This window comes from Pseudomonas sp. PDM15 (assembly GCF_014851565.1).
Lineage (GTDB): Bacteria > Pseudomonadota > Gammaproteobacteria > Pseudomonadales > Pseudomonadaceae > Aquipseudomonas.
In genome coordinates, this window is record NZ_JACVAA010000002.1 from 361,987 (window position 1) to 388,719 (window position 26,733).

The 26,733-nt window shown below is 63.8% G+C and carries 26 protein-coding genes and 1 pseudogene; 17 read left to right on the forward strand and 10 right to left on the reverse strand.

Annotated features, from left to right (window positions below; all coding sequences use genetic code 11):
• Positions 1–488: 488 nt before the first annotated feature.
• The 3 genes from IB232_RS05645 to IB232_RS05655 all read left to right on the forward strand — a co-directional run bounded on the left by IB232_RS05645 (position 489) and on the right by IB232_RS05655 (position 6,766).
• Complete coding sequence (locus IB232_RS05645) at positions 489–3,371, forward strand: ribonucleoside-diphosphate reductase subunit alpha (protein ID WP_192397565.1); 2,883 nt, start codon at positions 489–491, stop codon at positions 3,369–3,371.
• A 352-nt stretch (positions 3,372–3,723) separates the two neighbouring features.
• Positions 3,724–4,968: a ribonucleotide-diphosphate reductase subunit beta gene (locus IB232_RS05650; protein ID WP_192397976.1), complete on the forward strand. Its 1,245-nt coding sequence runs from the start codon at positions 3,724–3,726 to the stop codon at positions 4,966–4,968.
• 118 nt (positions 4,969–5,086) lie between these two features.
• Entirely contained in the window at positions 5,087–6,766 is a 1,680-nt protein-coding gene (locus IB232_RS05655; RefSeq protein WP_192397566.1) for an AIPR family protein, read from the forward strand.
• A gap of 765 nt (positions 6,767–7,531) precedes the next feature.
• Here the strand turns inward: IB232_RS05655 and IB232_RS05660 are convergent.
• From IB232_RS05660 to IB232_RS05670, 3 genes are all read right to left on the reverse strand, one after another.
• Positions 7,532–7,801 carry a DUF2798 domain-containing protein gene (locus tag IB232_RS05660; protein WP_192397567.1) on the reverse strand — a complete coding sequence of 90 codons (270 nt, stop codon included), beginning with the start codon at positions 7,799–7,801 and terminating at the stop codon, positions 7,532–7,534.
• Between the two features lie 337 nt (positions 7,802–8,138).
• A complete protein-coding gene (locus IB232_RS05665) occupies positions 8,139–8,330 on the reverse strand; it encodes a CsbD family protein (RefSeq protein WP_192397568.1) in 192 nt (63 codons plus the stop codon).
• A gap of 140 nt (positions 8,331–8,470) precedes the next feature.
• Positions 8,471–9,370: a LysR substrate-binding domain-containing protein gene (locus IB232_RS05670; protein ID WP_192397569.1), complete on the reverse strand. Its 900-nt coding sequence runs from the start codon at positions 9,368–9,370 to the stop codon at positions 8,471–8,473.
• Between the two features lie 119 nt (positions 9,371–9,489).
• Here IB232_RS05670 and IB232_RS05675 point away from each other — a divergent pair, with 119 nt between their 5' ends.
• The 7 genes from IB232_RS05675 (at position 9,490) to IB232_RS05705 (ending at position 15,480) form a co-directional block, all read left to right on the forward strand.
• Positions 9,490–10,191, forward strand: coding sequence for an FMN-dependent NADH-azoreductase (locus tag IB232_RS05675; RefSeq protein ID WP_192397570.1), 702 nt, complete (start codon positions 9,490–9,492; stop codon positions 10,189–10,191).
• 235 nt (positions 10,192–10,426) lie between these two features.
• On the forward strand, positions 10,427–11,053 hold the full coding sequence (locus IB232_RS05680) for a hypothetical protein (protein WP_192397571.1): 627 nt from the start codon (positions 10,427–10,429) through the stop codon (positions 11,051–11,053).
• Positions 11,050–11,637: a hypothetical protein gene (locus IB232_RS05685; RefSeq protein WP_192397572.1), complete on the forward strand. Its 588-nt coding sequence runs from the start codon at positions 11,050–11,052 to the stop codon at positions 11,635–11,637. The genes IB232_RS05680 and IB232_RS05685 overlap by 4 nt, the downstream gene beginning before the upstream one ends.
• A 76-nt stretch (positions 11,638–11,713) precedes the next feature.
• On the forward strand, positions 11,714–12,406 hold the full coding sequence (locus IB232_RS05690) for a GNAT family N-acetyltransferase (protein WP_192397573.1): 693 nt from the start codon (positions 11,714–11,716) through the stop codon (positions 12,404–12,406).
• 47 nt (positions 12,407–12,453) lie between these two features.
• A complete protein-coding gene (locus tag IB232_RS05695; RefSeq protein ID WP_192397574.1) occupies positions 12,454–12,894 on the forward strand; it encodes a hypothetical protein in 441 nt (146 codons plus the stop codon).
• Positions 12,895–13,039: 145 nt separating this feature from the next.
• The gene (locus tag IB232_RS05700; RefSeq protein ID WP_192397575.1) at positions 13,040–13,339 is read left to right on the forward strand and encodes a hypothetical protein; all 300 of its coding nucleotides are present in this window, start codon (positions 13,040–13,042) and stop codon (positions 13,337–13,339) included.
• A gap of 125 nt (positions 13,340–13,464) precedes the next feature.
• Positions 13,465–15,480 carry a peptidase U32 family protein gene (locus tag IB232_RS05705; RefSeq protein ID WP_192397576.1) on the forward strand — a complete coding sequence of 672 codons (2,016 nt, stop codon included), beginning with the start codon at positions 13,465–13,467 and terminating at the stop codon, positions 15,478–15,480.
• Between the two features lie 72 nt (positions 15,481–15,552).
• On the opposite strand, the gene IB232_RS05710 is transcribed toward IB232_RS05705, so the two are convergent.
• Complete coding sequence (locus IB232_RS05710; protein WP_192397577.1) at positions 15,553–16,041, reverse strand: DUF2938 domain-containing protein; 489 nt, start codon at positions 16,039–16,041, stop codon at positions 15,553–15,555.
• A gap of 74 nt (positions 16,042–16,115) precedes the next feature.
• On the opposite strand from IB232_RS05710, the gene IB232_RS05715 reads away from it, so the two are divergent.
• Positions 16,116–16,550: a helix-turn-helix domain-containing protein gene (locus IB232_RS05715; RefSeq protein ID WP_192397578.1), complete on the forward strand. Its 435-nt coding sequence runs from the start codon at positions 16,116–16,118 to the stop codon at positions 16,548–16,550.
• 167 nt (positions 16,551–16,717) lie between these two features.
• Here the strand turns inward: IB232_RS05715 and IB232_RS05720 are convergent, their stop codons facing one another.
• On the reverse strand, positions 16,718–17,008 hold the full coding sequence (locus IB232_RS05720; protein ID WP_192397579.1) for a putative quinol monooxygenase: 291 nt from the start codon (positions 17,006–17,008) through the stop codon (positions 16,718–16,720).
• A 153-nt stretch (positions 17,009–17,161) separates the two neighbouring features.
• Between IB232_RS05720 and IB232_RS05725 the strand changes: the two genes are divergently transcribed.
• The gene (locus tag IB232_RS05725) at positions 17,162–17,749 is read left to right on the forward strand and encodes an NAD(P)H-dependent oxidoreductase (protein ID WP_192397580.1); all 588 of its coding nucleotides are present in this window, start codon (positions 17,162–17,164) and stop codon (positions 17,747–17,749) included.
• A 37-nt stretch (positions 17,750–17,786) separates the two neighbouring features.
• Here IB232_RS05725 and IB232_RS05730 read toward each other — a convergent pair whose 3' ends face one another.
• Complete coding sequence (locus IB232_RS05730; protein WP_412547710.1) at positions 17,787–18,626, reverse strand: CAP domain-containing protein; 840 nt, start codon at positions 18,624–18,626, stop codon at positions 17,787–17,789.
• 130 nt (positions 18,627–18,756) lie between these two features.
• Between IB232_RS05730 and IB232_RS05735 the strand changes: the two are divergent.
• Positions 18,757–19,593: pseudogene (locus IB232_RS05735) on the forward strand (class I SAM-dependent methyltransferase).
• Here the strand turns inward: IB232_RS05735 and IB232_RS05740 are convergent.
• The 3 genes from IB232_RS05740 to IB232_RS05750 all read right to left on the reverse strand — a co-directional run bounded on the left by IB232_RS05740 (position 19,577) and on the right by IB232_RS05750 (position 21,749).
• Complete coding sequence (locus IB232_RS05740; protein WP_192397582.1) at positions 19,577–20,035, reverse strand: hypothetical protein; 459 nt, start codon at positions 20,033–20,035, stop codon at positions 19,577–19,579. The pseudogene IB232_RS05735 and the gene IB232_RS05740 sit on opposite strands and share 17 nt — an antisense overlap.
• A 285-nt stretch (positions 20,036–20,320) precedes the next feature.
• On the reverse strand, positions 20,321–21,505 hold the full coding sequence (locus IB232_RS05745) for an NnrS family protein (protein ID WP_192397583.1): 1,185 nt from the start codon (positions 21,503–21,505) through the stop codon (positions 20,321–20,323).
• Positions 21,492–21,749 carry a transmembrane sensor/regulator PpyR gene (locus IB232_RS05750; RefSeq protein WP_192397584.1) on the reverse strand — a complete coding sequence of 86 codons (258 nt, stop codon included), beginning with the start codon at positions 21,747–21,749 and terminating at the stop codon, positions 21,492–21,494. The genes IB232_RS05745 and IB232_RS05750 overlap by 14 nt, the downstream gene beginning before the upstream one ends.
• A gap of 268 nt (positions 21,750–22,017) precedes the next feature.
• Between IB232_RS05750 and IB232_RS05755 the strand changes: the two genes are divergently transcribed.
• The 3 genes from IB232_RS05755 (at position 22,018) to IB232_RS05765 (ending at position 24,693) form a co-directional block, all read left to right on the forward strand.
• Positions 22,018–22,155 (forward strand): hypothetical protein, encoded by a 138-nt coding sequence (locus IB232_RS05755; RefSeq protein WP_192397994.1) that lies wholly within the window; start codon positions 22,018–22,020, stop codon positions 22,153–22,155.
• Positions 22,156–22,361: 206 nt separating this feature from the next.
• Positions 22,362–24,317 carry an AAA family ATPase gene (locus tag IB232_RS05760; protein ID WP_192397585.1) on the forward strand — a complete coding sequence of 652 codons (1,956 nt, stop codon included), beginning with the start codon at positions 22,362–22,364 and terminating at the stop codon, positions 24,315–24,317.
• A 94-nt stretch (positions 24,318–24,411) separates the two neighbouring features.
• Positions 24,412–24,693, forward strand: coding sequence for a peptidylprolyl isomerase (locus tag IB232_RS05765; RefSeq protein WP_192397586.1), 282 nt, complete (start codon positions 24,412–24,414; stop codon positions 24,691–24,693).
• 15 nt (positions 24,694–24,708) lie between these two features.
• Here the strand turns inward: IB232_RS05765 and IB232_RS05770 are convergent, their stop codons facing one another.
• Complete coding sequence (locus tag IB232_RS05770) at positions 24,709–25,767, reverse strand: DUF1176 domain-containing protein (protein ID WP_192397587.1); 1,059 nt, start codon at positions 25,765–25,767, stop codon at positions 24,709–24,711.
• A 119-nt stretch (positions 25,768–25,886) separates the two neighbouring features.
• Here IB232_RS05770 and IB232_RS05775 point away from each other — a divergent pair, with 119 nt between their 5' ends.
• A complete protein-coding gene (locus IB232_RS05775; protein WP_192397588.1) occupies positions 25,887–26,729 on the forward strand; it encodes a class I SAM-dependent methyltransferase in 843 nt (280 codons plus the stop codon).
• The last annotated feature ends 4 nt before the right edge of the window (positions 26,730–26,733 follow it).

Genomic DNA, 26,733 nt, shown 5'->3' on the forward strand with positions numbered 1-26,733 from the left:
CTGGCGAATTTCACCCACAATTCACCCACAAGTTATCCACAGAATTGCCCTCCACCCTTCCCTTGCAATGCCCCGGTTAGCGCATTATCTTGTATCCCCATCGCGCCTCACACCTACATATGGTGTTTTTACGAGGCACCGGACACTAAGAAAAAAGAATGCAGAGGGGCCCGATCCGCTCGCTACCGGTAGCACTTCACACACATCCGCCGCAGCGGTGGATGGTCGCGGCACGGACAGCGCAGCAAGCCCCCCAGATTCGCTGAACAGGTACGACGCCACAGGCACCGACCACTACACCTAGTGGTTACAGCCACCGGTATCGTTACCGACTTTGGAGCCAGGAAGGCGCTTGAAGTCCGCGCCATTACTGCCCCAAAGACTGCTTTTCTCGATGCCTGGCTGGAACGCCGGATATCGTGACGTTTTTCAATGGAATGAACACAAGGCACCTCGAGTGTCCAAACCAATTAGAAGTGGAGAACCTCATGCACACCGACACAACTCGCGAGAACCCGCAGGCCGTGGCGCCGCAGGCAGCCGAATCCAGTCAGGATCTGGCCGCCACCGCCCCGGGCCAGCTGCGCGTGATCAAGCGCAACGGCACCGTCGTCCCCTACACCGACGACAAGATCACCGTGGCCATCACCAAGGCGTTCCTCGCAGTTGAAGGTGGCAATGCCGCCGCCTCGTCGCGTATCCATGAGACCGTCGCGCGCCTGACCGAGCAGGTCACCGCCACCTTCAAGCGCCGCATGCCGTCCGGCGGCACCATCCACATCGAAGAGATCCAGGACCAGGTCGAACTATCCCTGATGCGCGCCGGCGAGCAAAAAGTCGCCCGCGACTACGTGATCTACCGCGAAGCCCAGGCCAACAAGCGCAAGAGCGCCAGCGACGACGTCGCCCAACCGCACCCGAGCATCCGCGTCACCAAGGCCGACGGCAGCGTGCAGCCGCTGGACATGGGCCGCCTGCAGACCATCATCCGCGAAGCCTGCGAAGGCCTGGCAGAAGTCGACGGCTCGCTGATCGAGTCCGAAACCCTGAAGAACCTGTACGACGGCGTGGCCGAGAAGGACGTCAACACCGCCCTGGTGATGACCGCCCGTACCCTGGTCGAGCGCGAGCCGAACTACTCCTACGTCACCGCCCGCCTGCTGATGGACAACATCCGCGCCGAGGCCCTGGGCTTCCTCGGCATCGCCAGCAGCGCCACTCACCACGAGATGGCCGACCTCTACGCCAAGGCCCTGCCGGCCTACGTCGAGAAGGGTTCCGAGTTCGAGCTGATCGACGCCAAGCTGAAAGAGTACGACCTGGAGAAACTGGGCCGCGCCATCAACCACGAGCGCGACCAGCAGTTCACCTACCTGGGCCTGCAGACCCTGTACGACCGCTACTTCATCCACAAGGACGGCATCCGCTTCGAACTGCCGCAGGTGTTCTTCATGCGCGTGGCCATGGGCCTGGCCATCGAAGAGCCGAAGAGCCGTGAAGAACGCGCCATCGAGTTCTACAACCTGCTGTCCTCGTTCGACTACATGGCGTCGACCCCGACCCTGTTCAACGCCGGCACCCTGCGTCCGCAGCTGTCCTCGTGCTACCTGACCACCGTGCCGGATGACCTGTCGGGCATCTACGGCGCCATCCACGACAACGCCATGCTGTCGAAATTCGCCGGCGGCCTGGGCAACGACTGGACTCCGGTGCGCGCGCTGGGCTCCTACATCAAAGGCACCAACGGCAAATCCCAGGGCGTTGTGCCCTTCCTGAAAGTGGTCAACGACACCGCCGTGGCCGTGAACCAGGGCGGCAAGCGCAAGGGCGCCGTCTGCGCCTACCTGGAAACCTGGCACCTGGACATCGAGGAATTCCTCGAGCTGCGCAAGAACACCGGTGACGACCGCCGCCGTACCCACGACATGAACACCGCGAACTGGATTCCGGACCTGTTCATGAAGCGCGTGTTCGACGACGGCCAGTGGACCCTGTTCTCCCCGTCCGAAGTACCGGACCTGCACGACCTGACCGGCAAGGCCTTCGAGGAGCGCTACGAGTACTACGAAGCCCTGATCCAGTACGGCAAGATCAAGGTCTTCAAGACCATCGCCGCCAAAGACCTGTGGCGCAAGATGCTGTCCATGCTGTTCGAAACCGGCCACCCGTGGCTGACCTTCAAGGACCCGTGCAACCTGCGCAGCCCGCAGCAGCACGTAGGCGTGGTGCACAGCTCCAACCTGTGCACCGAGATCACCCTGAACACCAACAAGGACGAGATCGCAGTCTGCAACCTGGGCTCGATCAACCTGGTCAACCACATCGTCGACGGCAAGCTGGATACCGAGAAACTCGGCCGCACCGTGAAGACCGCTGTGCGCATGCTCGATAACGTCATCGACATCAACTACTACTCGGTACCGCAGGCGCGCAACTCCAACCTCAAGCACCGTCCGGTCGGCCTCGGCCTGATGGGCTTCCAGGACGCCCTGTACCTGCAACACATCGCCTACGGCTCCGACGCGGCCATCGAGTTCGCCGACAAGTCTATGGAAGCGATCAGCTACTACGCGATCCAGGCTTCCTGTGACCTGGCCGACGAGCGTGGCGCCTACTCCACCTTCGAAGGTTCGCTGTGGTCCAAGGGCATCCTGCCGCTGGACTCCCAGCAGATCCTGATCGAGGCCCGTGGCCAGAAGTACATCGACGTCGACCTCTCCGAGTCGCTTGACTGGGCCCCGATCCGCGAGCGCGTGAAGAAAGGCATCCGCAACTCCAACATCATGGCCATCGCGCCGACCGCGACCATCTCCAACATCATTGGCGTGTCGCAGTCGATCGAACCGACCTACCAGAACCTGTACGTGAAATCGAACCTCTCCGGCGAGTTCACCGTGATCAACCCCTACCTGGTTCGCGACCTGAAGAACCGCGGCCTGTGGGACAGCGTCATGGTCAACGACCTGAAGTACTACGACGGCTCCGTACAGCAGATCGAGCGCATCCCGCAGGACCTGAAAGACCTGTACGCCACCGCGTTCGAAGTGGAAACCAAGTGGATCGTCGACGCCGCCAGCCGCCGCCAGAAGTGGATCGACCAGGCCCAGTCGCTGAACCTGTACATCGCCGGCGCCTCGGGCAAGAAGCTGGACGTGACCTACCGCATGGCCTGGTTCCGTGGTCTGAAAACCACCTACTACCTCCGTGCCCTGGCCGCTACCAGCACCGAGAAATCCACCATCAACACCGGCAAGCTCAACGCCGTGTCCAGTGGTGCGATCGACGAGGGCAACTTCGCTGCTCCGGCCGGCCCAGCCCCTGTACCAAAGGCGTGCGCCATCGACCAGCCCGACTGCGAAGCCTGTCAGTAAGTCGCGGCTCGCAGAGCGGACCGCGCGTTGTTGCCCGGCAGGGCGGCCCCCATCACGTGCACCAGCACGCTCAGGGGCTCCACCCTTCCGGGCGCCTAGCGCTGCCTCGCTCTGCAAACCGCTCGCACCGAGTTGCCGAGGTAGAAAGCCAAAGCAGCTCGGTTTCCCCTTCGGGGACAGGGGCCCAGCCCCAAGGACATCTCCCCTCGCCTGCCTTGCAGGCCTGGGCGCCACCAGATAGGTGGCACGGTTTTACCCTTGCGTGCAGATCGCAACGGAACATAATCAGAATTACTGGACATTCATACAGGCCGAACAGAAACCCGGCCCGATGACCAAGCAGGAGACCACCATGCTCAGCTGGGACGAATTCGATAAGGAAGACGCCACCGAGGCGGCCGCCAAGCCCGCCGCTCCCGTAGTCGGCGCCGCCATCGACAAACTGGACGACGAAGCCGCCGGCTCCGTGGAAGACGCCCGCGCCGTATCGGCCGACGACTCCGACGCCGTGGCCCGCGCCAAGAAGGCCCTGAACGACCTGGACATCCAGGAAGGCCTCGACGACCTGGAAGGCGCCAGCGCCCGCGTACACGTCGGCGACAAGCAGATGATCAACGCCCGCGCCGACCTCAACCAGCTCGTACCCTTCAAGTACGACTGGGCCTGGCAGAAGTATCTGGATGGTTGCGCCAACCACTGGATGCCGCAGGAAGTGAACATGAACGCCGACATCGCTCTGTGGAAGAGCAAGGACGGCCTCAGCGACGACGAGCGCCGCATCGTCATGCGTAACCTCGGCTTCTTCTCCACCGCCGACAGCCTGGTTGCCAACAACCTGGTGCTGGCCGTGTACCGCCTGATCACCAACCCCGAGTGCCGCCAGTACATCCTGCGCCAGGCCTTCGAGGAAGCGATCCACACCCACGCCTACCAGTACTGCATCGAGTCGCTGGGCATGGATGAAGGCGAGATCTTCAACATGTACCACGAGATCCCGAGCGTCGCGAAGAAGGCCTCCTGGGGCCTCAAGTACACCCGCTCGATCTCCGACCCGCAGTTCCAGACCGGCACCCCGGAGACCGATCGCCAGTTCCTGCGCAACCTGATCGCCTACTACTGCGTACTGGAAGGCATCTTCTTCTACTGCGGCTTCACCCAGATCCTCTCCATGGGCCGCCGCAACAAGATGACCGGCACCGCCGAGCAGTTCCAATACATCCTGCGCGACGAGTCCATGCACCTGAACTTCGGTATCGACGTGATCAACCAGATCAAGATCGAGAACCCGCATCTGTGGGACGCCCAGATGAAGGACGAAGCGACCCAGATGATCCTGCAGGGCACCCAGCTGGAGATCGAATACGCGCGTGACACCATGCCGCGCGGCGTACTGGGCATGAACGCCGCGATGATGGAGGACTACCTCAAGTTCATCGCCAACCGCCGCCTGACCCAGATCGGCCTGAAGGAAGAGTACCCGGGCACCAGCAACCCGTTCCCGTGGATGTCGGAGATCATGGACCTGAAGAAGGAGAAGAACTTCTTCGAGACTCGCGTCATCGAGTATCAGACTGGTGGTGCGTTGAGCTGGGATTGATTCCTGGGTCTAGACTGTTAGGACAAATTAGAAGCGCTTACCTGAGTACGGATGTTCGGGGTAGCGAGAGAAACTAAAAGCCCCGCCTAGTGCGGGGCTTTTTTATATTGAGAAAGATATGTCTCTACAAGTAACTCAGATCAAAAAGAAGATAAAAGAGCTTTATGAGCCCCACCTCAATCTGAGCGATATCGGCTTACAAGATAAAGATAGGGAAAACAAAATATTAAGCAGATGCCTTGCGGCACTTGCTGTACAAATAAACACCAACGCCACCCCTAAAGAAGCTGCCGAAGCAGTAATAGACGACGGGGACGACAATGGCATTGATGCTATTTATTTCGACCCGACTGAAAAAGAAGTGATCCTAGCCCAAGCTAAATGGATCAACTCTGGCTCGGGAGAACCCGAGGCAAAAGACGTTAGCAATTTTATAGATGGCATAAAAGACATTATTGAAAACAACCAAGAACCATTCAGAAAAGAAATTCATCCCAAAATCGAGGGGATTTGGGAAAAAATTAGCACCCCCGGCGTCCTGTTAAAGATAGTTCTAGCAACAACAGGATCGAGCACCTTAGCAAAACACAGCACACAAAAACTAGAGCGGCTAGAGAGCGAGCTAAATAGCGTAGACAGCGCCATAGCATCACATGTCGTTATAGGACTCTCTGAAACCTATAACTTCCTATCCAAAGATCTATCTGCCGCTGTAGAGTTCACTGCGACTATAGAAAACTGGCACTCAATTGACACTCCCAATACTGCTTACTACGGTACCATTGATGGTTTGCAGCTAAAAAAAATCTGGTCAGGAACAAACGGCAGGATCATATCAGCCAACATTAGAGGCGCCCTCGGCGACACCGAGGTAAATAATAAAATCCGGAAAACCGCACTCGAAGAACCGCATCTCTTCTGGTACTACAATAACGGTGTAACATTTACCGCCTCAAACATAGATCGCGCCGCGGCCAACACCACAACAAAAACTTACGGGACTTTCAAACTAACAAACCCATCCGTCGTCAACGGGGCACAAACAATAAGCACACTTAGCAAAATAGATGATGACGCAGCACTGGAAAGACTTAGAGTCTCCGTGCGCTTCATATCATTAGAAGGCGCCCATGATGATTTTGGCAGCACGATAACCAGAAGCAACAACTTCCAAAACCGCATCGAGGGGCGGGACTTTGTTGCACAAGACACAGAGCAACATCGAATCCAAAAAGAAATGTACATGGAGGGAATAGAGTACAAATTCATAAGAGACTCGGAAGAATCAACAATCACTGAAACTTCATGCACGCTTATTGAAGCAACCATTTCTTTAGCCTGCGCCTCAGGAGACTCAAATCTTGCAGTAGCAGCCAAAACAGGCACAGGCAGATTCTTTATTGACCTAACAAAGGCTCCTTACAAAGCAATCTTCAACCCGCAAACAAACGGCTCGTATACTTTTAACACCATTACAACCTTACGATCTATTGACAACTGGATAAAACAGAAGATAAAAGATCTTCCCAAAAAAAGCGGCTCCGCCTATGGCACACTAGTTCATGGCAACAGAATAATAGCTGCCGCAGCAATGAACAAACTTGGAAAAGAATATTTCAAGAAAACAATCACTGACTTCAAATCTTCTTTTGACGAGCCTGCCCTACACACGATACTAGGCGACGTACATCAAAAGATCACAGACGAAATCAACAACAAGTTCCAAGGGAAGTTTCTTGCTGTACTTTTCAAGAGCCCAGGCAATAGCAAAATAATTTATGAGGCAGCAAGAAATTAATAAATCTAAAGAAATCTGATTTATTTCCAGACCAACATGCTGATCGTAACCTCCCCTTTCGCCCTTACGGCGAGTCACTTTCTCTTGCGTGCCCAAGAGAAAGTAACCAAAGAGAAGGGCACCCCGACATCCGGGTCTCGCTGCGCTCGACTTCCCTCCCTCCGGTGCCGCTCCGGGGGCCGGCTTGCAAGGGCCATCCATGGCCCTTCAAGCCTCTCGCCGCATCCATGCGGCTCGTCCCCCTGCGCAACACCTCCACTCGGCCTCCTGACGGGGACTCGGGCTCCGAGTTGCTTGATGGTTCGCCTAAGCGCTGCGCGCCCGACCGGAGTTAGCAGACTCGCTTTCGTAGGGTGGTCTCGCCGCAGGCAGCCCACCACACCGGAACGGTGTACTGCCCTTCGGGCGAGTAACACCCTACAGAAGCGTCATCGCGCCCTCAGGCAACTCCCCGCCCCCTTCAGAAGGCCGAACGGAATCGTTGCGTAAGGGGTTGAGCGGCATGGATGCCGCGAGAGCCGCGATGGGCCACGGATGGCCCTTCGCGGCGGGCCCCTGGAGCAACGATGGAGTGAGGGAAGTCGAGCGCAGCGAGACCCGGATGGCGGGGGCAAGACCTTTTGGTTCCTTTTGGGGCGTTTGCCAAAAGGGACCCGCCCGGCAGGGCGGAACCACTGCATCACCCAACGAAGAAATTAGCAGCGGCACGAAAAATCCAGAATCAGGCCGAGCCGCCAAAGCGATCTCGGCCTGAATACACCGCCGTCAGCCAGCCCTAACCAGCGCCATCGTCGCCCTCCGCACCAGCGGCAACACCAGCAACAACACGGGAAACGCAATCACCCACGACAGCCCCCAGGCGGCAAGCCACTTGAGCGCAAACTGCGGCGACCAGCCAATGCCCTTGAGCGTACTGATCAAGGACACGATGCAAGTCATGAAGATGGACAGCAGCAGCGGCATCACCCATGCACCATAACGCGCGGGAAGCTTGGGAATGCCGAAGACGATGGTGGGCTTGGTAGAAGCGTTCATGGAGTGATCTCCTGATCCGGTCAAGCAAAGGCGCCTTTCGCCCAGCGATGGGCAAACAGCCCCGGCAATGCCGGAGTTGATGGGGCGCGTTGGTTGACGTGAACGCTTACGGTCGACGCGGAACCGCGTGGACGGGGCGATGCTAAACCGCCCAGCGAACGACTGGCAAGACGAACGATGCCGTCTAGCAGGCAGCCTGGAAATCCCGGCGGAAAACGCTTTGCGGTTTTCCCCCAATGCGGGCCGAGTTATAGGGCGGATAAGCCTGAGCATTCCCACGCAGGGCGCGGGAACGCAACCCTCGACACTCCAGCTGCCAAGTGCCAGAGCCTTGCTATCAGGTCTTGTCGACGCCTTTTTTGATCGCGTCCTTGACGTCGCCTTTGACCTGCTGGACTTTGCCCTTCACCTGCTGAGCATCCCCCTCGCCCTCAAGACGAGGGTTATCGGTAGCCTTGCCGACACCCTCTTTGACTTTACCGATGGCTTCGTTGGCGTTGCCTTTGATCTTGTCTGTCGTGCTGCTCATGTGGCACCTCATTTCCGATGGGTTACGGAGAGTGGAGCCCGTTTGGCCTCAATCGTTTCGTATTTCTTTTGCTCGCTCACCCGCTTCGCGGGGCGATTGGGGTGGCCGGCAAGGCAGCGAAGCCGTCCTGCACGGCCGGCCTATAGCGTGCAAAGCCCACCCGGCACGGCCATCACCCAATCCCGCACCGCCCGAATGGCCGGATCGTCCCGCCGGCTCTCCGGGTACACCAGAAAGAACGGCTTACCCTCCACCTCCGGCCCGAACGGCTGCATCAACCGCCCTTCCCTCAGCTCATCTTCGATCAGCTGCCGGCTCATCAGCGCCACCCCCTGCCCACCGATGGCGGCCGAGATCGCGTGGGTCTCGTCGGAGAACACCAGCCCGGCGCTGACATCCAGCCCCGCCACCTTGGCCTGCTTCTGCCACAACGCCCAATCCAGCGGCGACGAGACGACGGCCTGGTTACGGAAGTGGATCAGCGTGTGCCTGGGCAACTCCGCCACATCCTGCAGGCCGAGACGCGGGCTGCAGGTCGGGATGAAGGTGTTGTCGAACAGCTTCTCCGCCACCAGCCCCGGCCAGCGACCGTCGCCGTAGCGGATGGCGATGTCCGCGGTGACGCCATCCAGCGCCACCGGCTCGTGCGAGGCGTGGATGCGCAGGTCGATATCCGGATGGGATTCGCGCAGCAGGCAGACCCAGGACAGCAACCAGCGCACCGCCACCGCCGGTGTGGTGCTGAGGGTGATGGCCTGGCGGCAGGGCCGCGCGTTGAGGCGCATGGCCGTAGCGCTGATGCTGTCGAAGGCGGCTTCCAGCGTCTGCTGTAGCTCGCGGCCCTGGGCGGTCAGTTCGAGCTGGCGCGGCTTGCGCAGGAACAGCGCCACGCCGAGTGATTCTTCCAGGGCGCGAATCTGGTGGCTGATCGCCGTGGCGGTCACCGACAGTTCTTCCGCGGCCTGCTTGGCGCTCTCGTGGCGAGCGGCGGCCTCGAAGGCGCGCAGGGCCGAGAGCGAGGGTAACCAGCGCTGACTCATGGATGAATTCACCTCAGGCGTAGCGAAAAATAATCATCGTTTGTCGCCGCTACCTGGCGGCCATAGCCTGAGTCTGCTGCGAAATACAGATGAGCACAACTTCAAGCAGGAGACTCGACATGCCGCACATACTGCACCTGGATGCCAGCGCCCGCCCCAGCTTCGCCGGCAAGGATCTGCACGGCTCGCACAGCCGTAACCTGAGCCAGCGTTTCGTCAGCCAGTGGCTGGCCCGCCGCGCGCAGGACGGCCTCACCTACCGCGACATCGGCCAGAACCCGCCAACCATCATCGACCACGACTGGATCGCCGCCGCCTTCACCGCGGATGAACAGCGCGAACCGTGGATGCACGACACGCTGCAGGAGAGCGAGCTGCTGATCGACGAGCTGCTGGCGGCGGACGTGCTGGTGATCGGCACGCCGCTGTACAACTTCAGCATGCCGGCCGCGCTCAAGGCGTGGATCGACCAGATCGTGCGCACCGACCGCACCGTGGCGTTCGACGCCAGCAAACCGCTCGATCCGTACATCCCGCTGCTGGCCGACCGGCCCCGGCACGCGGTAATACTCACTGCCCGCGGCGGCGTGGGCTTCGACGCAGGCGGTGCGATGGCGCACATGAACCATCTGGAGTCCAGCCTGATCACCGCCCTCGGCTTCATCGGCATCACCCGCGTGCACCAGATCGCCATCGAGGGCCAGGAAGTCGGCGGCGAGCTGCTGGCCGCGTCGGTGGCCCAGGCGCTGAGCCAGGTCGATGCGTTGGTGGAGCATTTGCAGCGGGAGCTGCAGGCGCAGCGGACGCCGGAGCCGGCCTGATACCTGCTGCTTGATGCGGAAGCCGCCGGTCACGGCGGCCAACGCCGCCCCCAGCAAGCAGCCCGTTCTCTAGGTGGAAACGCCGCCTGTTTTCCACCACACATGCTGTTGTTCAAGCAAGACTTCCCCGCAGGCCGGCTACGCCCCCAAAACACAACTTCCCTTCCCGCACGCAATCGCTAGAATGGCGCCCGCCCAAAAAGTGGCACATCGCCTCCATGAACAAGGACGCTCAATGAAGACCCTGCATTACGTTGCAGCAGCCCTGCTCAGCCTGAGCCTCACCGGCTGCGTCTCCTTCAATCCCGCCGGCCCCATCGGCGAACCTGCACAAAAAGCAAGCACACCCCGCCAACAGGCCGTGATGGTCGATAGCGTGGTGGTGTCGGACAGCAGCATCGACGCCGAAGTGCGCAAGAACCTGGGCAGCCAGTTCACCGCACAGCTGAACAAACGCATCGAGCGCGGCGAGTACTTCCGCGAAGTAATCAGCTTCCCGGCCACGCTCGGCGAGCAGGATGTCCTGCTCAAGCTGGAATTCAATTCGCTGAAAGGCAAGCGCACGCCACATCCGGGCTATTTCCCCGGCGCCATCCTTACCCTGACCGGCTGGATCTGGTTCAACGGCCCGATCTATGTCGACAAGTACGACCTGAGCGGCACCCTGACCTTCGAGGACACCCAGGGCAGAACGCTCGCCAGCAGCCAGAAGACGCTGCAGCTCAAGCAGAACACCGGGCTGTGGGATGACGACTACTTCAACCTTGCCCTCGGCGCTACCCAGCTCAACGAACTGGTCGAAGACCTGCTGCAGGACAGCCTCCAGCAACTGGCCAACCAACCTCAAGGACGCACTCAATGAACCGGATTCTCACCCTTCTACTGGCCACGCTGTTGCTCAGCCTTACCGGCTGCGCCACCTACTCCCATGACGATCTGACCCTGGTCAAACAGTGGCCACCAGTAGCCACCAGCAGCGACAAGCCCAGCCTCTACCTGAAGGTGGAAGGCCAGCACCTGTTCAATGGCAATCCCACCGGTGCCAACTTGAACCAGGCCAAGCTGGCGGAGTTCGTGCTCAAGGAGTACCAGAGCAGCGAGCAGTTCGAGCGAGTCACTCTCGAACAGCAGACCTCCGATATCTACGCCACCGTGCAAATCACCAACCACGAGCGCGGCAGCATGGTCGGTGCCTTCATCACCGGCTTCACCCTGTTCGTCATCCCGGGCAAGTACGACAACACGCTGACCATGGAAACCGTGTTCAAGGATGGCCAAGGCAAGGTGCTGGGCCGCGTCGAAAAAGAGGAAACCACCACCACCTGGATGCAGCTGCTGCTGATCTTTGCCCTGCCTTTCAACGAATCGCTGAACAACGTACTGACGCAACTCGCGCGCAGCAGCCTGGAAGACGCCGTGCAGCAGGGTCTGCTCACCGCGCGCTAAGTCTGGGCACCCAGTCGGTCGGCATGGTCTTACAATGCCATGCCGCCGATCGAACCTGCCCGGAGCCCCCCTCCCGATGTTCACCCTCACCCACCTGACCAACCCGCCGCCCGAGTCGCTGAAGAGCCAGGTGCTGCAGATGGTGGTCGACTACTTCAGCGACATCAGCCCCGCCCCGCTGACGCCCAGCAATCCGCTGTACCAGCTGTACCAGTACGTGATCGGCTTCGAGGTGCACCTGTACCTGCAGGCCATGGGCAGCGAGCCGGAGAGCAGCGCCCGGCTGATCCTCGCCCTCGACGACCAGGACCCATCCCAGGTGCTGGGCTTCGCCCTCTACCTGCCCAGCGCGGATGATCCGGATGCCTGCACCCTGGCCTATATGGCCGTGCAGGCCAGCCACCGCCGCCAGGGTATCGCCCGCGCCATGCTGCAGCAGATACAGCTGCTCCACCCGCACGCAGCCCTGGCCTGCGTGGCCAGCCGCGTGCCTACCTTCGAAGCCATGGGCTTCCGGGTGCTGGGCGCGCGCGGACCGCAGGTGCTGATGAACACCCGCGACCACGCCTCGGACGGCCTGGTCGCGGTGCAGGACCTGGTGCCGATCTTCCAGTCCAAGGAGGTCGGGCAGATCCACGCCTACCTGGTCAAACAGCACGGCCAGAGGGCCATGCGCGACGCCGAGAAGCAGCGTGACCGCCTGCTCGATCAGCTGGCCCGCCAGGCCGAGACGGTGGTCGAGGAACGCCGCAGCACGCGCCTGCACTGATCAGCACCGGGCACTAGACTGTTCGCAGAACCGCATAGGAGCCCCATATGCACGGAATCACCATCACTCTGTTGCTCGCCCTCTCCTTGGCCGGCTGCGCCAGTGGCGGTGGCTCCGGCGACCATGTCCAGGTCAAGCTGGCCGGCACCGCCAAGAACTCTGGCCGAATCGGCCAGGCGACTCTCTCGCCCCGCGGTGAGCTGACCGACATGTCGGCCTTCGTCAGCGGCGTGCCCTTCGGCGTGACACTGCCGGTACGCCTGCTGGCCTTCATCTACCCGGGCAGCTGCCAGCAGCTCGGCGCGCAACCGGCCTACGAGCTCAACGACACGCTGCTGACCCAGCACAGGGGCTCGGCCGATGGCTGGCGTCTGTCGCGCACCGCCAAGGTACCTCTGGCAACGCTGCGCGCCGCGCCTCATGCGCTGGTGCTGCGCACGTCAGCGTCCGACGGTGACCAGGACATCTTCTGCGGCGACATCCCCTGAGCGGCACCGCTGATGCCTCCGTATTACGCCTCAGAGGCGCCGGCCCGTGCAGGGTTCACAGTTGAACGAAGCGGCGCGGGGCACGAGGAACCTTCCTCTGCCACGGAGCCCTAACGCCTCTTTGCAGTCAACACAGGATCCGACCATGCACACCCTCGCCCGCCTCTGCCTGCTCAGCGCCGCCGCCCTCTCCCTCGGCGCCTGCTTCGACCAGGAGCAGAACGAAGCCCAGAGCAAGATCTGCATCTACAACACCGACCCTCAGGCCGAACGCTGCAAGGCCGGGCAGATGGCCTGGTTCCGCCCGGATGACGGCCAGCTGATCAGCGAGCAGATGGCCCTGAGCGTCGCCGCTGCCTACTGCGACTTCGACCACCAGGTGATGCACAACCGCGCCGGCGTAGTGTGCGTGTTCACCGATCAGCGCCTCGGCAACGTGCAGTAACCCCGCTTTCCCGGCCCGCCCCACGGGCCGCCCGCCGCAACCACCCGGCACCTCGGGGTGCCACCCTCCCCTCGCCCCGCTACAATGCGCGCCTTGCCGTGTCACGCCGATAAAGAAGAAACACCATGTCCCTGCCCAAGAACCATCTGGAACTGCTCAGCCCTGCCCGCGATGTGACCATCGCCCGGGAGGCCATCCTGCATGGGGCCGATGCCGTGTACATCGGCGGGCCGAGCTTCGGTGCGCGGCACAACGCCTGCAACGAGGTCAGCGATATCGCCGAGCTGGTGAAGTTCGCCCGCCGCTACCACGCGCGGGTGTTCACCACCCTCAACACCATCTTCCACGACGACGAGCTGGAGCAGGTGCGCACGCTGATCCACCAGCTGTACGACGCCGGCGTCGATGCGCTGATCGTGCAGGACATGGGCGTGATGGAGCTGGATATTCCGCCGATCGAGCTGCATGCCAGCACCCAGACCGACATCCGCACGCTGGACCGGGCCAAGTTCCTCGACCAGGCCGGTTTCTCCCAACTGGTACTGGCGCGCGAGCTGAATCTGCAGGAAATCCGCGCCATCGCCGACGCCACCGAAGCCTCCATCGAGTTCTTCATCCACGGCGCGCTGTGCGTGGCCTTCTCCGGCCAATGCAACATCTCCCACGCGCAGACCGGGCGCAGCGCCAACCGTGGCGACTGCTCGCAGGCCTGTCGCCTGCCGTACACCCTGAAGGACGACCAGGGCCGCGTGGTGGCCTTCGAAAAACACCTGCTATCGATGAAGGACAACAACCAGAGCGCCAACCTGCGCGCGCTGGTCGAGGCCGGCGTGCGCTCGTTCAAGATCGAGGGGCGCTACAAGGACATGGGCTACGTGAAGAACATCACCGCCCACTACCGCAAGGAACTCGACGCGATCCTCGAAGACCGCCCGGACCTGGCACGCGCCTCCAGCGGCCGCACCGCGCACTTCTTCCTGCCAGATCCGGACAAGACCTTCCACCGCGGCAGCACCGACTACTTCGTCACCGACCGCAAGGTCGACATCGGTGCCTTCGACTCGCCGACTTTCACCGGCCTGGCCGTGGGCAATGTGGAGAAGGTCAACAAGCGCGACCTGATCGCCGTCACTCATGAGCCGCTGTCCAATGGCGACGGCCTCAACGTGCTGGTCAAGCGCGAGGTGGTGGGCTTCCGCGCCAACATCGCCGAGCTGAAAAACGAATTCGAGGAAGACGGCGAGAAGCGCTACCGCTACCGCGTCGAACCCAATGAAATGCCCGAGGGCTTGTTCCGTTTGCGCCCCAACCATCCGCTGTCGCGCAACCTCGACCACAACTGGCAGCAGGCGCTGCTCAAGACCAGCGCCGAGCGCCGTATCGGTGTGAGCTGGAAGGCCGTTCTGCGTGAAGAACGCCTGCAGCTCACTGCCACCAGCGAGGAAGGCATCAGCGCCCAGGCAGAGCTGCCCGGCCCGTTTGGCGTGGCCAACAAGCCGGAGCAGGCGCTCGACGGCCTGCGCGACCTGCTGACCCAGCTCGGCACCACCGAATATCACGCGCTGGACGTGGCGCTGGACGCCCCGCAGGCGTTCTTCGTGCCCAACTCGCAGCTCAAGGCGCTGCGCCGCGAGGCCATCGAAAAGCTCACCGAGGCGCGCGTCGCCGCTCACCCACGCGGCAGCCGCAAGGCCGAGACCAGCCCGCCGCCGGTGTACCCGGAGTCGCACCTGAGCTTCCTGGCCAACGTCTACAACCAGAAGGCCCGCGACTTCTACCACCGCCACGGCGTGCAGCTGATCGACGCGGCCTACGAGGCCCACGAGGAAGAAGGCGAAGTGCCGGTGATGATCACCAAGCACTGCCTGCGCTTCTCCTTCAACCTCTGCCCCAAGCAGGCCAAGGGCGTCACCGGCGTGCGTACCAAGGTGCAGCCGATGCAGCTGATCCAGGGCGACGAGGTGCTGACCCTGAAGTTCGACTGCAAGCCGTGCGAGATGCACATCATCGGCAAGATGAAGGGCCATATCCTCCACCAGCCACAACCGGGCAGCGCAGCCCACAGCAAGATGGTCGCCAGCATCAGCCCGGAAGACCTGCTGAAGACCATCCGCAACAAGCCAACCGGCTATAGCCACTGACCACAGGCGCTTTAGTAGGGTGGGTCACGCTCCATCGACCCACCAAGCGGAGCCCAGGCTTCCACACCCTGGTCAGAGCAGCACTAGCAGCCACCCCGCCAGGTACAGGCCAGCGCCAAATACCAGATGGGTGAGCAGCGCCCGCATGCGGACCTGCCAGGGGTTCGCCGTACGCGAGGCGGCGATGCCCATGCCGAACGCCGGCTGCATCAGCAACAGCGGCGCGGCCACGGTCAGCGCACCGAACGCCAGCGCCGGCCATAGCGTCGGCCGCTGCAGCCATTCGCCGCCTACCCGCGCCAGAAACGCCCCGGCGAAGACCAGCCCGGTCAGATAGTGAAAGAACCAGCCCATCAGCCGCTCGCCGCGTACCGACGGCGCCTTGCCGATGGCCGCGTGGCGAAAGCGGCCGTGGCGCATATGCCCCAGCCAACGTCCGACCAGTCCGTAGTCCAGCGCAGGCACGCCGAAGAAGCGTTTGCGCGCCAGCGCCCACAGGTCCATCACCAGCGTCGCGCCGATACCCAGAACGATTGCCTGCACGATCATCTCGACTGCCATACCCACCTCCATCTACCCTGTCTGAAAAGCCTGCAAAGCAAGGCTGCCAGTTGAAGTCGACTTGAGGTCAAGTGATGAAAGAGATGGATATCGGCAAGGTCGCGCGCTGGTCCGGTCTGCCGGCCTCAACCCTGCGCTACTACGAGGAAAAGGGGCTGATCCGCTCCATCGGCCGCAACGGCCTGAAACGGGTGTTCGGCGAGTCGGTGCTGCAGCGTCTGTCGCTGATCGCCCTGGGCCGCACCGCCGGGTTCTCGCTGGACGATATCGCCGAGATGCTGGCGGCCGAGAATGGCCCGGCCATCGACCGGCAGTTACTGGAAGACAAGGCCGATCAGCTGGACCTGACCATCAGACGCCTGTCCGCCATCCGCGACGGCCTGCGCCACGCCGCAGTCTGTCCGGCCGAGAACCACCTGGCCTGCCCCAAGTTCCAGCGCCTGATGGGCATCGCCGCCAGGCAGGCGGCGAAGAGCAAGCACGCACCCACACCGCCGGAAAAGGCTTAGAACCTATTTACGATCTCCTGGCCGTCGGCCATACGGCGTTAAAAACAGTCCGGGACGCGGCGTCTCGGAATGCTCATTTACAGCTCGTAAACTCCGCTTCCTCGGCTGTTTTTGCGGGGCCGCCTTGGCCTTGTCTCGCTCTAGTCCAGAAGCTCGTAAACAGGTTCTTAGGCGCTGAGCATCTCGATCTCGCGGATCTCGAAGTCGCGGCGCAGGTAATCCATGCGCCGCTCGCTGAACTCGCGCATATGCGGCAAGGCCGTGTGCTCTGCGAATGCCTCCCGCGACGCCCACACCTCGAAGAAGATGAACAGCGTTGGATCGGCCGCATCGCGCAGCATGTGGTACTGCACGCAGCCGGCCTCGGCGCGGCTGGGCTCGACATAGGCGCGGAACAGCTGCTCGAAGGCCGCGGCCTGTTCGGGCTTGGTGTAAGCGTTAAGGATAAAGCCGTACATGGTGCGCTCCGGGATGAGTGGTGGGCACACCCTAGCGCAATAGCGTCCTTGGCATTCATGACTTGTCAGCAACAATCATTTGCCCCGTAGCGGCTGTTTCCAACGGGAGCGCCTGCGTAACCTGCCGGCCATTCGATATGCCCGGAGGCTCCCATGAAGAAGATCCTGCTCCTCAACGGCGGCAAGCAGTTCGCCCATTCCGACGGCCGCTACAACGCCACCCTGCATGACGCGGCAGTGGCCTACCTCGACCGCGCCGGCTTCGACGTGAAGACCACCTTTATCGACGGCGGCTACGATGCCGAAGAGGAGGTGCAGAAGATCCTCTGGGCCGACCTGGTGATCTATCAGATGCCCGGCTGGTGGATGGGCGCGCCCTGGACCGTTAAGAAGTACCTCGACGAGGTGTTCACCGCCGGCCACGGCAGCCTCTACGCCAACGACGGCCGCACCCGCTCGGATGCCTCGCAGAAGTACGGCAGCGGCGGCCTGATCCACGGCAAGAAGTACATGCTGTCGCTGACCTGGAATGCCCCGCAGCAGGCCTTCGACGACCCCACCGACTTCTTCGAGGCCAAGGGCGTGGACGCGGTGTACTTCCCGTTCCACAAGGCCAACCAGTTCCTCGGCATGAGCGCCCTGCCGACCTTCCTCAGCACCGACGTGATGAAAATGCCGAACATCGAGCGCGACATTGCCCGCTACGAGCAGCACCTGGCCGAGGTGGTAAAGGCGCTGTGACGGCTCGCTGGCGGGCCAGCGCCAGGCGATTACTGGCTCAAGGCGCGCCGAACAGCGCCGTCCAGTAGATGCCGGCGTCGCTCTTCGGGTCTACCGCGTAGGCGGCGCCCAGCTCGCTGAGTTCGGGGCTCATCAGGTTCGCGCAGTGGCCGGGACTGGCCAGCCAGCCGTCAACCACGTTGCGTGCGGTATCGCGCCCGGCAGCGATGTTCTCGCCGATGCGCTGGCCGGAGTAACCAGCCAGTTCGGCGCGGTCGCCGGGCGTGCGGCCGTCGCGGTCGCGGTGGTCGAAAAAGTTGCCGTTGGCCATGGCCCGGCTATGCGCCTCGGCCGTGCTGCCCAGCACGTCGTTCCAGGCCAGCGGCGCGGCGGCGGCGAAGGGCTGCTCGCCACAATTGCGCGCCTGGCCGCGGGCCACGTTGATCTCCGCCAGCAGCTTCTTGCCTTCGGTCTGCCAGTCGCCCAGGCGTCCGCCCAGCAGCGGCCGCGCCAGCACGATGCGCCAGTCGCGGTCGGCGCGGCTCACGCCGACATCGACGAACTGCGGGTCGAGCACCACCTGGCAGAAGCTCTCGCGCAGCGCCTGCATGGCCGCGGCCGCATCGCGCGGGCCCGACAGGGTGATGGCCTGCACGTTGACCATCGGGTAACCGGCGCGGGCCAGGGCGTCCTGCAGATCGGTCCCGCCGGTAGCCGGCAGCACCAGGCGGATATCCGCGGTCAGCGGCGGCAGCTCCGGCGACGCCTGCTCCGCGCAACGCTGCACCTGGCTGCGGTAGGCGTTGATCGCCTCGATCAACTGGGCTTCGTCGGCGGCCTGTGCGGTGCTGGCCAGCAGACCGAGCGCCAGAAGGATGGAGCGCAGTACGGACGACATCGAGTGCATTGGATTCCCCCAGGTTCTTATGGCCTCATCATGCCGCTTATGGCGGCGGCAGGAAATGCCGGGCTTGCCCCGATGCAGACCAGGCGGCTACCGTCGCGTTCCCGAGCAAAGGAGTGCCGCCATGGATGATTCCCTCGAGCCGAACTCTCTCGACCTGAACAGGGCCAACTGGAACGAGCGGGCGGGCCTGCATGCTGCCTCGCCGGACTACGAGGCGGAGACCTTCGTCGCCACTCCCGAGCACCTCTCTGCCGTGGTGCGCTTCGATCTGCCGCGCCTGGGCGATATCGCCGGGCTGCGCGCGGTGCACCTGCAGTGCCATATCGGCACCGATACCCTGTCGCTGGCCCGCCTCGGCGCGCACATGAGCGGCCTGGACTTCTCCCCCGCCTCGTTGCAGCAGGCGCGCCGCCTGGCGGCGCGTTGCGGCACCGCCATCGACTACGTCGAGTCCTCGGTCTACGACGCCGCCACGGCGTTGCCGCGGGCCAGCTTCGATCTGGTCTACACCGGCATCGGCGCGCTGAACTGGCTGCCGCGTATCGACGACTGGGCGCGCAACGTGGCTGCCCTGCTCAAGCCCGGCGGGCGCCTGTCCTGCGCGAGGGCCACCCGCTGCTGCTCTCCCTGGACGAGGACTGCCAGGACCCGTTGGTGATCCGCCATCCCTACTTCGAACAGACGCAGCCCATGGTGTGGGACGACCACAGCACCTATGTGCAGACCGACAGACGCTGAGCGCCAGCGTTACCCACGAATGGAACCACGGGCTCGGCGAGATCATCTCGGCGTTGTTGCGCCACGGCCTGGACATCAGCGGGCTGGAGGAGCACGACAGCATCCCCTGGGAGGCCCCGGGCAGATGATCCTCGGCGAGGACGGTGAATGGCGACTGCGCAGCGGGCGGGAGCGCGTACCGCTGAGCTACACGCTGCAGGCGATCAGACGTAGATGCTGATGCCGCCCTTCTCCTGCAACCAGTCGCGGTAGGTGGTCAGCGAGTCGGTACTCTTGTCACCGTTGGTGCCGGTGAAGGCCTTGCTGTCGCCCAGGCCGGCGTCGATCAGCTTGTTCACTTGCGCCAGCAGCTTGGCGGCGTCCTCGCGATCCAGCGCGGCGACATCTGGCAGCGCGATCTGGGCGCTGTCGTCCTGCAGATTGGGGTTCAGCGAGGCGCGATCGCTGGCCAGCTGCGGGCCGCTGCCGCCATGCAGCGCACGCAACAGGCCGCCCTCGCTGCGAGCGACCATCTGCCGGGCCAGGCTGCGCAGCTCGGCAATCGGGTCCTTGGTGCTCTCGGCAGGCTTTTCCTGGCTGGCCGGCGTGGCGGCGGTGGCGGCTTTACCACCGCTGGCGAGGTAGCTGGCCAGCGGCGAGTTGTTGCTGATGGTGGTGGTCATGGCAGATCCCTGCTGAAGTCCGTCGCCCCTTCGTTAGCAGGATGCGGGCCAGCCTGCTGCAGGCCCCATGTTTACTGGCTTCGACTGATTTTCCCGCACGCTGGACAGGAAAGACCTTGCCGTCGCGGGCAAGGCCTTGCCGCCTGAACCGACTTATGACATTGCGAGCTAGAGCCAAACGGGGGCGAAAGAGATCGAGAAGCGGAGTTTACGAGAGGTAAATAAGCATTCTGAGAGAGCTTTCAACCCCGTTTGGCCGACGCGCAGCAGGTCGTAAGCCGGTTCTCAGCCGGGATGGCCATCCACCCGCGCCGTCCAGAACATCGCCGCGTAGTGACGCAGGAACAGGGCGAACGCCAGGCACCAGCCGGCGGCGGCCAGCCAGAGGCCGTAGACGCTGAAGCCAGCCAGCAGCACACGGCAGAGCGTCGCCCCGTGCAGCAGGGCGAAGGCCCAGGCGATGGCTGGCGGTGGCGTCAAAGGCCGGCCGGTATGACCGAGGCTGACCCGCGCCAGCATGGCCAGGATCAATCCACCCATGGCGCCCACTGCCAGCGCATGGCTGGCCAGGCTCGGCTGCTGCAACAGGCCCAGGTGCCACAGGGCCATGCCGAGCGCCGCCACGGCCATCCATGCATAGGCCAGGTGCAGTGACCAGAGCAGAGGCACGCGCCAGATACCCGGTTCGTACCAGCGCCAAATGCGCAGGCCATGCAGAGCAGTCACCAACAGGAACAACGGCGCCAGCAGTGGCCGCGGCTGCAGGTTCAGCCCGGCGGCGGTGAGCGCGGCGATGGCCAGCGAACCGCCGAGCAGACTCCACATCAGCCAGGGGCTCATTGACACCTGACTGGCCAGGCCCAGACCGCGCTGGGTAAAAAACGGAATCACCCGTCCACCGATGATGCCCATCAGCGCCGCCACCAGCCACAGCGCAGCCAGGGTGCCGCGACGTTGCAGGGCATCGTCGCCCAGGGCCACTCCATACAGGGTCAGGGCCTGACAGGCGGCGAGCAGTGCGAGTACCAGGACGATGGGCGCGTTGTGCTTCTGCCGCGCCTTGTACACCAGACGGCCAAAGGCCCACAGCAGGGCCACGGCGAAGGCCAGTTCGATAGCCGCCAGCACCAGCATGGGCAGCGGCAGGAACCAGGCCAGGCGCGCAACCGCCCAACAGGCGAACAGCGCGATCAGCGGACGCCCGGACAGGCTGGGCAGCCCGGTCCAGGTCTGCACGGCGGTGAGCAGGAAGCCGGCGATGATCGCCAGGCCGAAGCCGAACAGCATCTCGTGGCGATGCCAGGCCAGCAGGCCACCCAGCGGTTGCAGGCCGGCGTGGCCGGACAGCGCCGCGCCCCACAGGGCCACGGCGACCAGGGCAAACAGCGCCCCCCCGAGGAAGAAGGGCCGGAATCCCAGGCGCCAGAGCGGTGCGATGGCCAGGGCGGCGTGGCGATCAAGCAACTGCACAGTTCGCCTCCCAGCCAGCCTTGCGCATGTAGTGCTGGCCGATAAGGCGCATCACATAGCCGATCTTCAGCATGGTCGGGCCGATCACCACGCCGGAGTGGGCGATCACTAGCGCGGGAATGCTGAGCTGGCCCTCCATGCCGTAGCCGGCGCCAATGCCTGCCAGCAGGATCACCAAACCGGCAACCAGCAGTTGAGTGGATACACGCAGAACGTTTTTCGGGCAGCTGAGGAACTCGATCATGGCGATGTCTCCCTGGAGAGCGGGGGCGGTAGGTCCCCTTTGCCATGGATATATCAGGAAGCGTGCCAGTATTTTTCTCAATAATTTCATACACTTGAGAATAGTAGAGTTGAAATGACACACATCGAATAGAAGTCAATATGACTCCTCGCTGTCATTCTGACTGCAACACAAGCAACGCTGAACGCACTCTGAGCCCGTTCCAGAGGAACTTACCAACGCCAGGCGGACCCCAATTCCAGGTAGCCCACTCAACGAGGCCCAAGCCATGGCCGACGAAGAAGCCACACCGACCCCAGCAACCGAGCCAGACTCCAGCGCCGAGGAACTACCCGAGGAAGTGCTGGAGAACCTCGAGGAAGTCGCCCCGCTGCCCGCCCCCATCCCCGAACCGGGACCGTTGTAGCGCCGCTGCGCTTGCCGCGCTGCCGCTTCGCTAGATCGACCGGCGGTATATCCGCTCGTCCCTGATCGCTTAAACCGCCGTGGCCGATGCCGATAATCCGCTCGCGTGCCGAATCGCTGCTATTGCAGCGGCCTCTCGCGAGCGGAGCTCGATGCCGCCTGGATTGCCCATTCGTGGGCGCTGTATGACTGCACTCCGGGATCGCCATGACCAAACGATTTGTCCACCGCCACCGCCGCCTGCTCGGTGGTATTTCGCTCTGTATCGCCCTGCTCGCCATGGTCGCCGTCGGCTACTGGCAGTCGATCCGCCCGACCACCCCGCCGCCGGGCGATATTTCGGCCGTGATGCTCAGCGAACTGCAGCGCTCCACCGCGCCCTGGACCGCCAACCGCCGCGACCTCTCCACCCTGGTCGGCGACATGCGTGGCGGACGCATCGCTAGCGCCGCCCTGAGCGACGAGGCGGTGTACGTCTCCACCCATGACGGTCGGCGCTACTGGCTGGCCGACCAGTCCGGGCGCGTCGGCGAGATGATCCTGCGCGGCTACGGCAGCGGCGCCGCGCTGTTCCCCATCGGCCTGTTCGATACCGACGGCGAGGCGCCCTGGTACCGTGAACTGCAGAGCCAGTGGCCGTTCATCCTGCTGCTATTGCTCGGCGCCGGGTTCGGCGTGTGGAAGCTGCGCCCGCAGCAGGCGCTGAAGCACAACACCGGCATCCGCTTCGCCGACGTGATCGGCGCCAGCGAGGCCAAGCAGGCCCTGCAGGACGTCACCAGCTACCTGCGCGACCCGGCCGCCTTCGCCGCCCTTGGCGCGCGGCCGCCCAAGGGCGTGCTGCTGACTGGCGAGCCCGGCACCGGCAAGACCCAGCTGGCCAAGGCCCTGGCCGGCGAATGCGGCGCGCACTTCATCCAGGTCACCGGCAGCGACTTCTCGTCGATGTACTTCGGCGTCGGCATCCACAAGGTCAAGACGCTGTTCCGCACTGCGCGCAAACATGCGCCGTGCATCGTGTTCATCGACGAGATCGACGGCATCGGCCGCCGTGGCGAACAGAGCCGCGCCAGCGACGCCGAGGCCAACCGCATCGTCAACCAGTTCCTCACCGAGATGGACGGTTTCGCCGCCGACAGCGGCGTGCTGGTGCTCGGCGCCACCAACTTCCCCAACTCGCTGGACCCGGCCCTGCTGCGCGAGGGGCGCTTCGACCGCAACATCGCCGTGGGCCTGCCCAGCCTGGCCGATCGCGAGCAGCTGTTCCGCCTGTATGCCGGCAAGGTCAAGGCCGCCGACGATATCGACCATGCCCTGCTGGCGCGCAACAGCGTCGGCCTGACCCCGGCAGCCATCGCCTACATCGTCAACCACGCCGCCTTGCTGGCCGCTCGCGCTCGCTCCGCCCAGGTCAGCATGCGCCACTGCGTGGACGCCCTGGAGACCTGCCGCATCGGCGAGCAGCCGCTGGGTGTCAGCGCCCTGTCGGAGGCCGAGCGCACGCGCATCGCCGTGCACGAGGCCGGCCACGCCATCGTCGCCGCCGCGCTCAACTGTGGACGGGTGGAAAAGGTCACCATCCTGCCGCGCGGCCAGGCCCTGGGCGTGACCCTGGTCACCCCGGTGGAGGACAAGCGCCTGCACCTGGAATCCGAGCTGCGCGCACGCATCCAGATGCTGCTGGCCGGCCGCGGCGCCGAGCGCCTGCATTTCGCCGAGATTTCCTCCGGCGCCGGCCAGGACCTGCACGAGGCCAGCAAGCTGGCGCTGTCCATGGTCGCCGCCCTGGGCATGGGCCCGAACGGCTCGCTGCTGAGCCTGCAGGCGGTGCGCGAGGCGCATCTGGACAGCGACCCGCGCGAAGCGCTGGCGGCAGCCGACCAGTTGCTGCAGGAACTCGACCGCGATTGCCTGGCCCTGCTGCAACGCCTGCGCCCGGCGCTGGAACACATCACCCGGCGCCTGCTGGAAGAGGAAACGGTGGCCGGCGAGGAAGTGCTGGAGGCGGTGCGCGAACTGCTCGACGATCCGCTCGCCACGCCGCGCCCGCACCCCGCCCGCCCATGCCATCTGGAGCGCGTCGCCGCCAGCCCGATGGCCGATCTCGATCCGTTCTTCGACCTGGCGGTGGAGGAGCCGCAACCCGGCCCAGGCATGGCCTGATGCGCTCGGCAACCTGGCGCCGCGCGGCGCCAGGCGTGCCATGCGGGGGCGGTTTGCGTTAGGCTCTGCGCCTCTTCAACTGGAGGTAATTCCCATGGCCCGCGCCACTGCCCGTCACATCCTGGTTTCCAGCGAAGCCAAGTGCAATGAACTGAAAGCCGCCATCGAAGGCGGTGCCGACTTCGCCCAGGTGGCCAAGGAGAACTCCACCTGCCCGTCCAGCCGCGACGGCGGCAACCTCGGCACCTTCGGCCCCGGCCAGATGGTTCGCGAGTTCGACCAGGTGGTGTTCAGCGCCCCGGTCGGCGAGGTCCAGGGCCCGGTCAAGACCCAGTTCGGCTTCCACCTGGTGGAAGTCACCGCGCGTCAGGACTGATGCATCCGGCGGAGGCTAGTCCTCCGCCATCCTCCACAACGTCGGCCACTCGCCCGGGTTGCCCGACGCACAGCGCGACATCAGCTGATACGACTGCACCCGGAAGCGCTCGCCATCGAAGCGCCAGCTGCCGGCCTCGCCGCAATCCCCCACGCCCCGCGCCTTCACCCGATACTGCAGAATCCCCGTCTGCGGATCGTAACCGACCCAACCGGTCGGCTCGCTGCCCTGCAGCGGCAGCGGATCCAGGCGCAACTCCACTTCCTCGTAGGGCGGCTTGCGCTGCAGCCGGTACAGCGAGTACTCGCAGTTGTAGGCCGCGCACCAGGTACGCACCAGCACCAGCGCCTCGCTCGCGCTCAAGGCAAAGGCATCGCCCACGGGAGCCTCGCCCATTTCCTCTTCCTGCTGCGGATCGCGGTTCGCCTGCAATACCGCCTGCACGATGCGGTCGGCCTCTTCGGCCGGCATAGGCGCGGTTGCGGGATAGGCAGGCAGCTTCGCCACAGGCGGTGGCGGCGGCACCTCGGCGTCCGCACGGGCGCCAGGACGGTAGAGCGCGCCACGGGTACCCAGGCGGTCCTGCACCGAGTCCATCAGCAGCAACGCCGCGGACAGGCCACTCAGCGACACCGCCACGTCCTCGTCGCCATCCACCGCCATGCGCAGCCGATCGGCGTTGCGCAGCTCGGCCAGCAGACCGCGTACCGCCTCGCCTTGGGCTTGCAGAATCAGCTCGTTCTCGGCCGGCACCAGCTGCAGGGCATTGGTCAGCGCATCGGGCAGTGGCCGCTCGTCCGCCAGCAGCGGGAAGTACTGAGTCTGCCCGGCGTAGACCAGGCGCAGCCGCGGCTGGCCCGCCGGACCGGCATTGCGCTGCAGCAGCAGGCGCAGCGCGCTGTAGTCGCTGGTCTGCCCCGCACTGATGGCCTGGCAACTGCGCTGGTTGTCACAGGCCACCACCCAGTCCTTGATCTCGCGGTACAGCGGTACCTCCTCGGGTTCGGGCTCGGGCGTGGCCTGGGCAACGCAGGCCAGCAGGCACAGGGGTAACAGACGTAACGAAGCGGGCATGGCGGCTCCTTGCACATGGCCTGATGCAGCAGCTTGGCACAGCCGGGGCGAAAACTGGTTGAGCGTTCCGCCCGCTTCGCCGGTCGCAAGTTAGGAAGTACCTTGCCGAGGACTCTTCCATGACTCGCCGACTGCCCTGCATCTCCGCCCTGCTACTCGCCATCTGCGCCCCGCTGTACGCCGCCGACGAACCGCTCGACAGCACTGGCCAGATCAAGGACGACCAGTACCACGCCATCCTGGCCGGCGACTGGCGTTCCCCCGAGCATCGCCTGCGCGACCCAGATCGCCGACCGATGGAAACCTTGCGCTTCTTCGACCTGTCGCCGACCCAGACCCTGATCGAAGTCGGCCCCGGCGATGGCTGGTACAGCGAGATCCTCGCCCCGCTGCTGCGCGAGCGAGGCCAGTACAGTGCGGCATTGCCCAGCGGCGGCGATGCCGAGCAGCGCGAAGCCACCAGCGCGCTGCGCAACAAGTTCGAGCAGGACGCCAAGCGCTACGACAAGGCGCGCATCATCGAATTCGACCCGCAGGCGCCCAAGCTGGGCGAGCCGGAGTCGGTCGACCTGGTGGTGAGCTTCGACGACCTGCACAACTGGCAAGAGGCCGGCAGCGAGAAGGCGATGTTCAGCGCCATCTACCAGGTGCTCAAACCCGGCGGCAAACTCGGCATCACCGCCTACCGTGCGGCCAAGAACGCCACCCTGGAACAGACCAAGGGCACCGGCTACCTGCCCACCGACCACGTGATCGGCCGAGCCAAGGATGCCGGCTTCGTCCTCGCCACCATCGAACAGATGCACTCAAACCCGCGCGACACCCGCGACCACCCCAACGGCGTCTGGAGCCTGCCGCCCCACCTCAAGGGCGGCGCCGAGGAGCGCAGCAAGTACGAGAAGATCGGCGAGCCCGACCGCATGACCCTGCTGTTCGTCAAACCGAGCGGGCCGCGACCCTGAGGGG

Excerpts from the sequence above, each read along its gene's own strand:
- IB232_RS05675 (WP_192397570.1), top strand. The coding sequence starts at position 9,490 with ATGCCGCACATACTGCACCTGGATGCCAGCGCCCGCCCCAGCTTCGCC.
- IB232_RS05750 (WP_192397584.1), bottom strand. The coding sequence starts at position 21,749 with ATGATCGAGTTCCTCAGCTGCCCGAAAAACGTTCTGCGTGTATCCACT.
- IB232_RS05705 (WP_192397576.1), top strand. The coding sequence starts at position 13,465 with ATGTCCCTGCCCAAGAACCATCTGGAACTGCTCAGCCCTGCCCGCGAT.
- IB232_RS05710 (WP_192397577.1), bottom strand. The coding sequence starts at position 16,041 with ATGGCAGTCGAGATGATCGTGCAGGCAATCGTTCTGGGTATCGGCGCG.
- IB232_RS05680 (WP_192397571.1), top strand. The coding sequence starts at position 10,427 with ATGAAGACCCTGCATTACGTTGCAGCAGCCCTGCTCAGCCTGAGCCTC.
- IB232_RS05690 (WP_192397573.1), top strand. The coding sequence starts at position 11,714 with ATGTTCACCCTCACCCACCTGACCAACCCGCCGCCCGAGTCGCTGAAG.
- IB232_RS05725 (WP_192397580.1), top strand. The coding sequence starts at position 17,162 with ATGAAGAAGATCCTGCTCCTCAACGGCGGCAAGCAGTTCGCCCATTCC.
- IB232_RS05655 (WP_192397566.1), top strand. The coding sequence starts at position 5,087 with ATGTCTCTACAAGTAACTCAGATCAAAAAGAAGATAAAAGAGCTTTAT.
- IB232_RS05775 (WP_192397588.1), top strand. The coding sequence starts at position 25,887 with ATGACTCGCCGACTGCCCTGCATCTCCGCCCTGCTACTCGCCATCTGC.
- IB232_RS05730 (WP_412547710.1), bottom strand. The coding sequence starts at position 18,626 with ATGTCGTCCGTACTGCGCTCCATCCTTCTGGCGCTCGGTCTGCTGGCC.
- IB232_RS05670 (WP_192397569.1), bottom strand. The coding sequence starts at position 9,370 with ATGAGTCAGCGCTGGTTACCCTCGCTCTCGGCCCTGCGCGCCTTCGAG.
- IB232_RS05665 (WP_192397568.1), bottom strand. The coding sequence starts at position 8,330 with ATGAGCAGCACGACAGACAAGATCAAAGGCAACGCCAACGAAGCCATC.
- IB232_RS05660 (WP_192397567.1), bottom strand. The coding sequence starts at position 7,801 with ATGAACGCTTCTACCAAGCCCACCATCGTCTTCGGCATTCCCAAGCTT.
- IB232_RS05765 (WP_192397586.1), top strand. The coding sequence starts at position 24,412 with ATGGCCCGCGCCACTGCCCGTCACATCCTGGTTTCCAGCGAAGCCAAG.
- IB232_RS05700 (WP_192397575.1), top strand. The coding sequence starts at position 13,040 with ATGCACACCCTCGCCCGCCTCTGCCTGCTCAGCGCCGCCGCCCTCTCC.
- IB232_RS05695 (WP_192397574.1), top strand. The coding sequence starts at position 12,454 with ATGCACGGAATCACCATCACTCTGTTGCTCGCCCTCTCCTTGGCCGGC.
- IB232_RS05760 (WP_192397585.1), top strand. The coding sequence starts at position 22,362 with ATGACCAAACGATTTGTCCACCGCCACCGCCGCCTGCTCGGTGGTATT.
- IB232_RS05740 (WP_192397582.1), bottom strand. The coding sequence starts at position 20,035 with ATGACCACCACCATCAGCAACAACTCGCCGCTGGCCAGCTACCTCGCC.
- IB232_RS05755 (WP_192397994.1), top strand. The coding sequence starts at position 22,018 with ATGGCCGACGAAGAAGCCACACCGACCCCAGCAACCGAGCCAGACTCC.
- IB232_RS05685 (WP_192397572.1), top strand. The coding sequence starts at position 11,050 with ATGAACCGGATTCTCACCCTTCTACTGGCCACGCTGTTGCTCAGCCTT.
- IB232_RS05720 (WP_192397579.1), bottom strand. The coding sequence starts at position 17,008 with ATGTACGGCTTTATCCTTAACGCTTACACCAAGCCCGAACAGGCCGCG.
- IB232_RS05770 (WP_192397587.1), bottom strand. The coding sequence starts at position 25,767 with ATGCCCGCTTCGTTACGTCTGTTACCCCTGTGCCTGCTGGCCTGCGTT.
- IB232_RS05645 (WP_192397565.1), top strand. The coding sequence starts at position 489 with ATGCACACCGACACAACTCGCGAGAACCCGCAGGCCGTGGCGCCGCAG.
- IB232_RS05650 (WP_192397976.1), top strand. The coding sequence starts at position 3,724 with ATGCTCAGCTGGGACGAATTCGATAAGGAAGACGCCACCGAGGCGGCC.
- IB232_RS05715 (WP_192397578.1), top strand. The coding sequence starts at position 16,116 with ATGAAAGAGATGGATATCGGCAAGGTCGCGCGCTGGTCCGGTCTGCCG.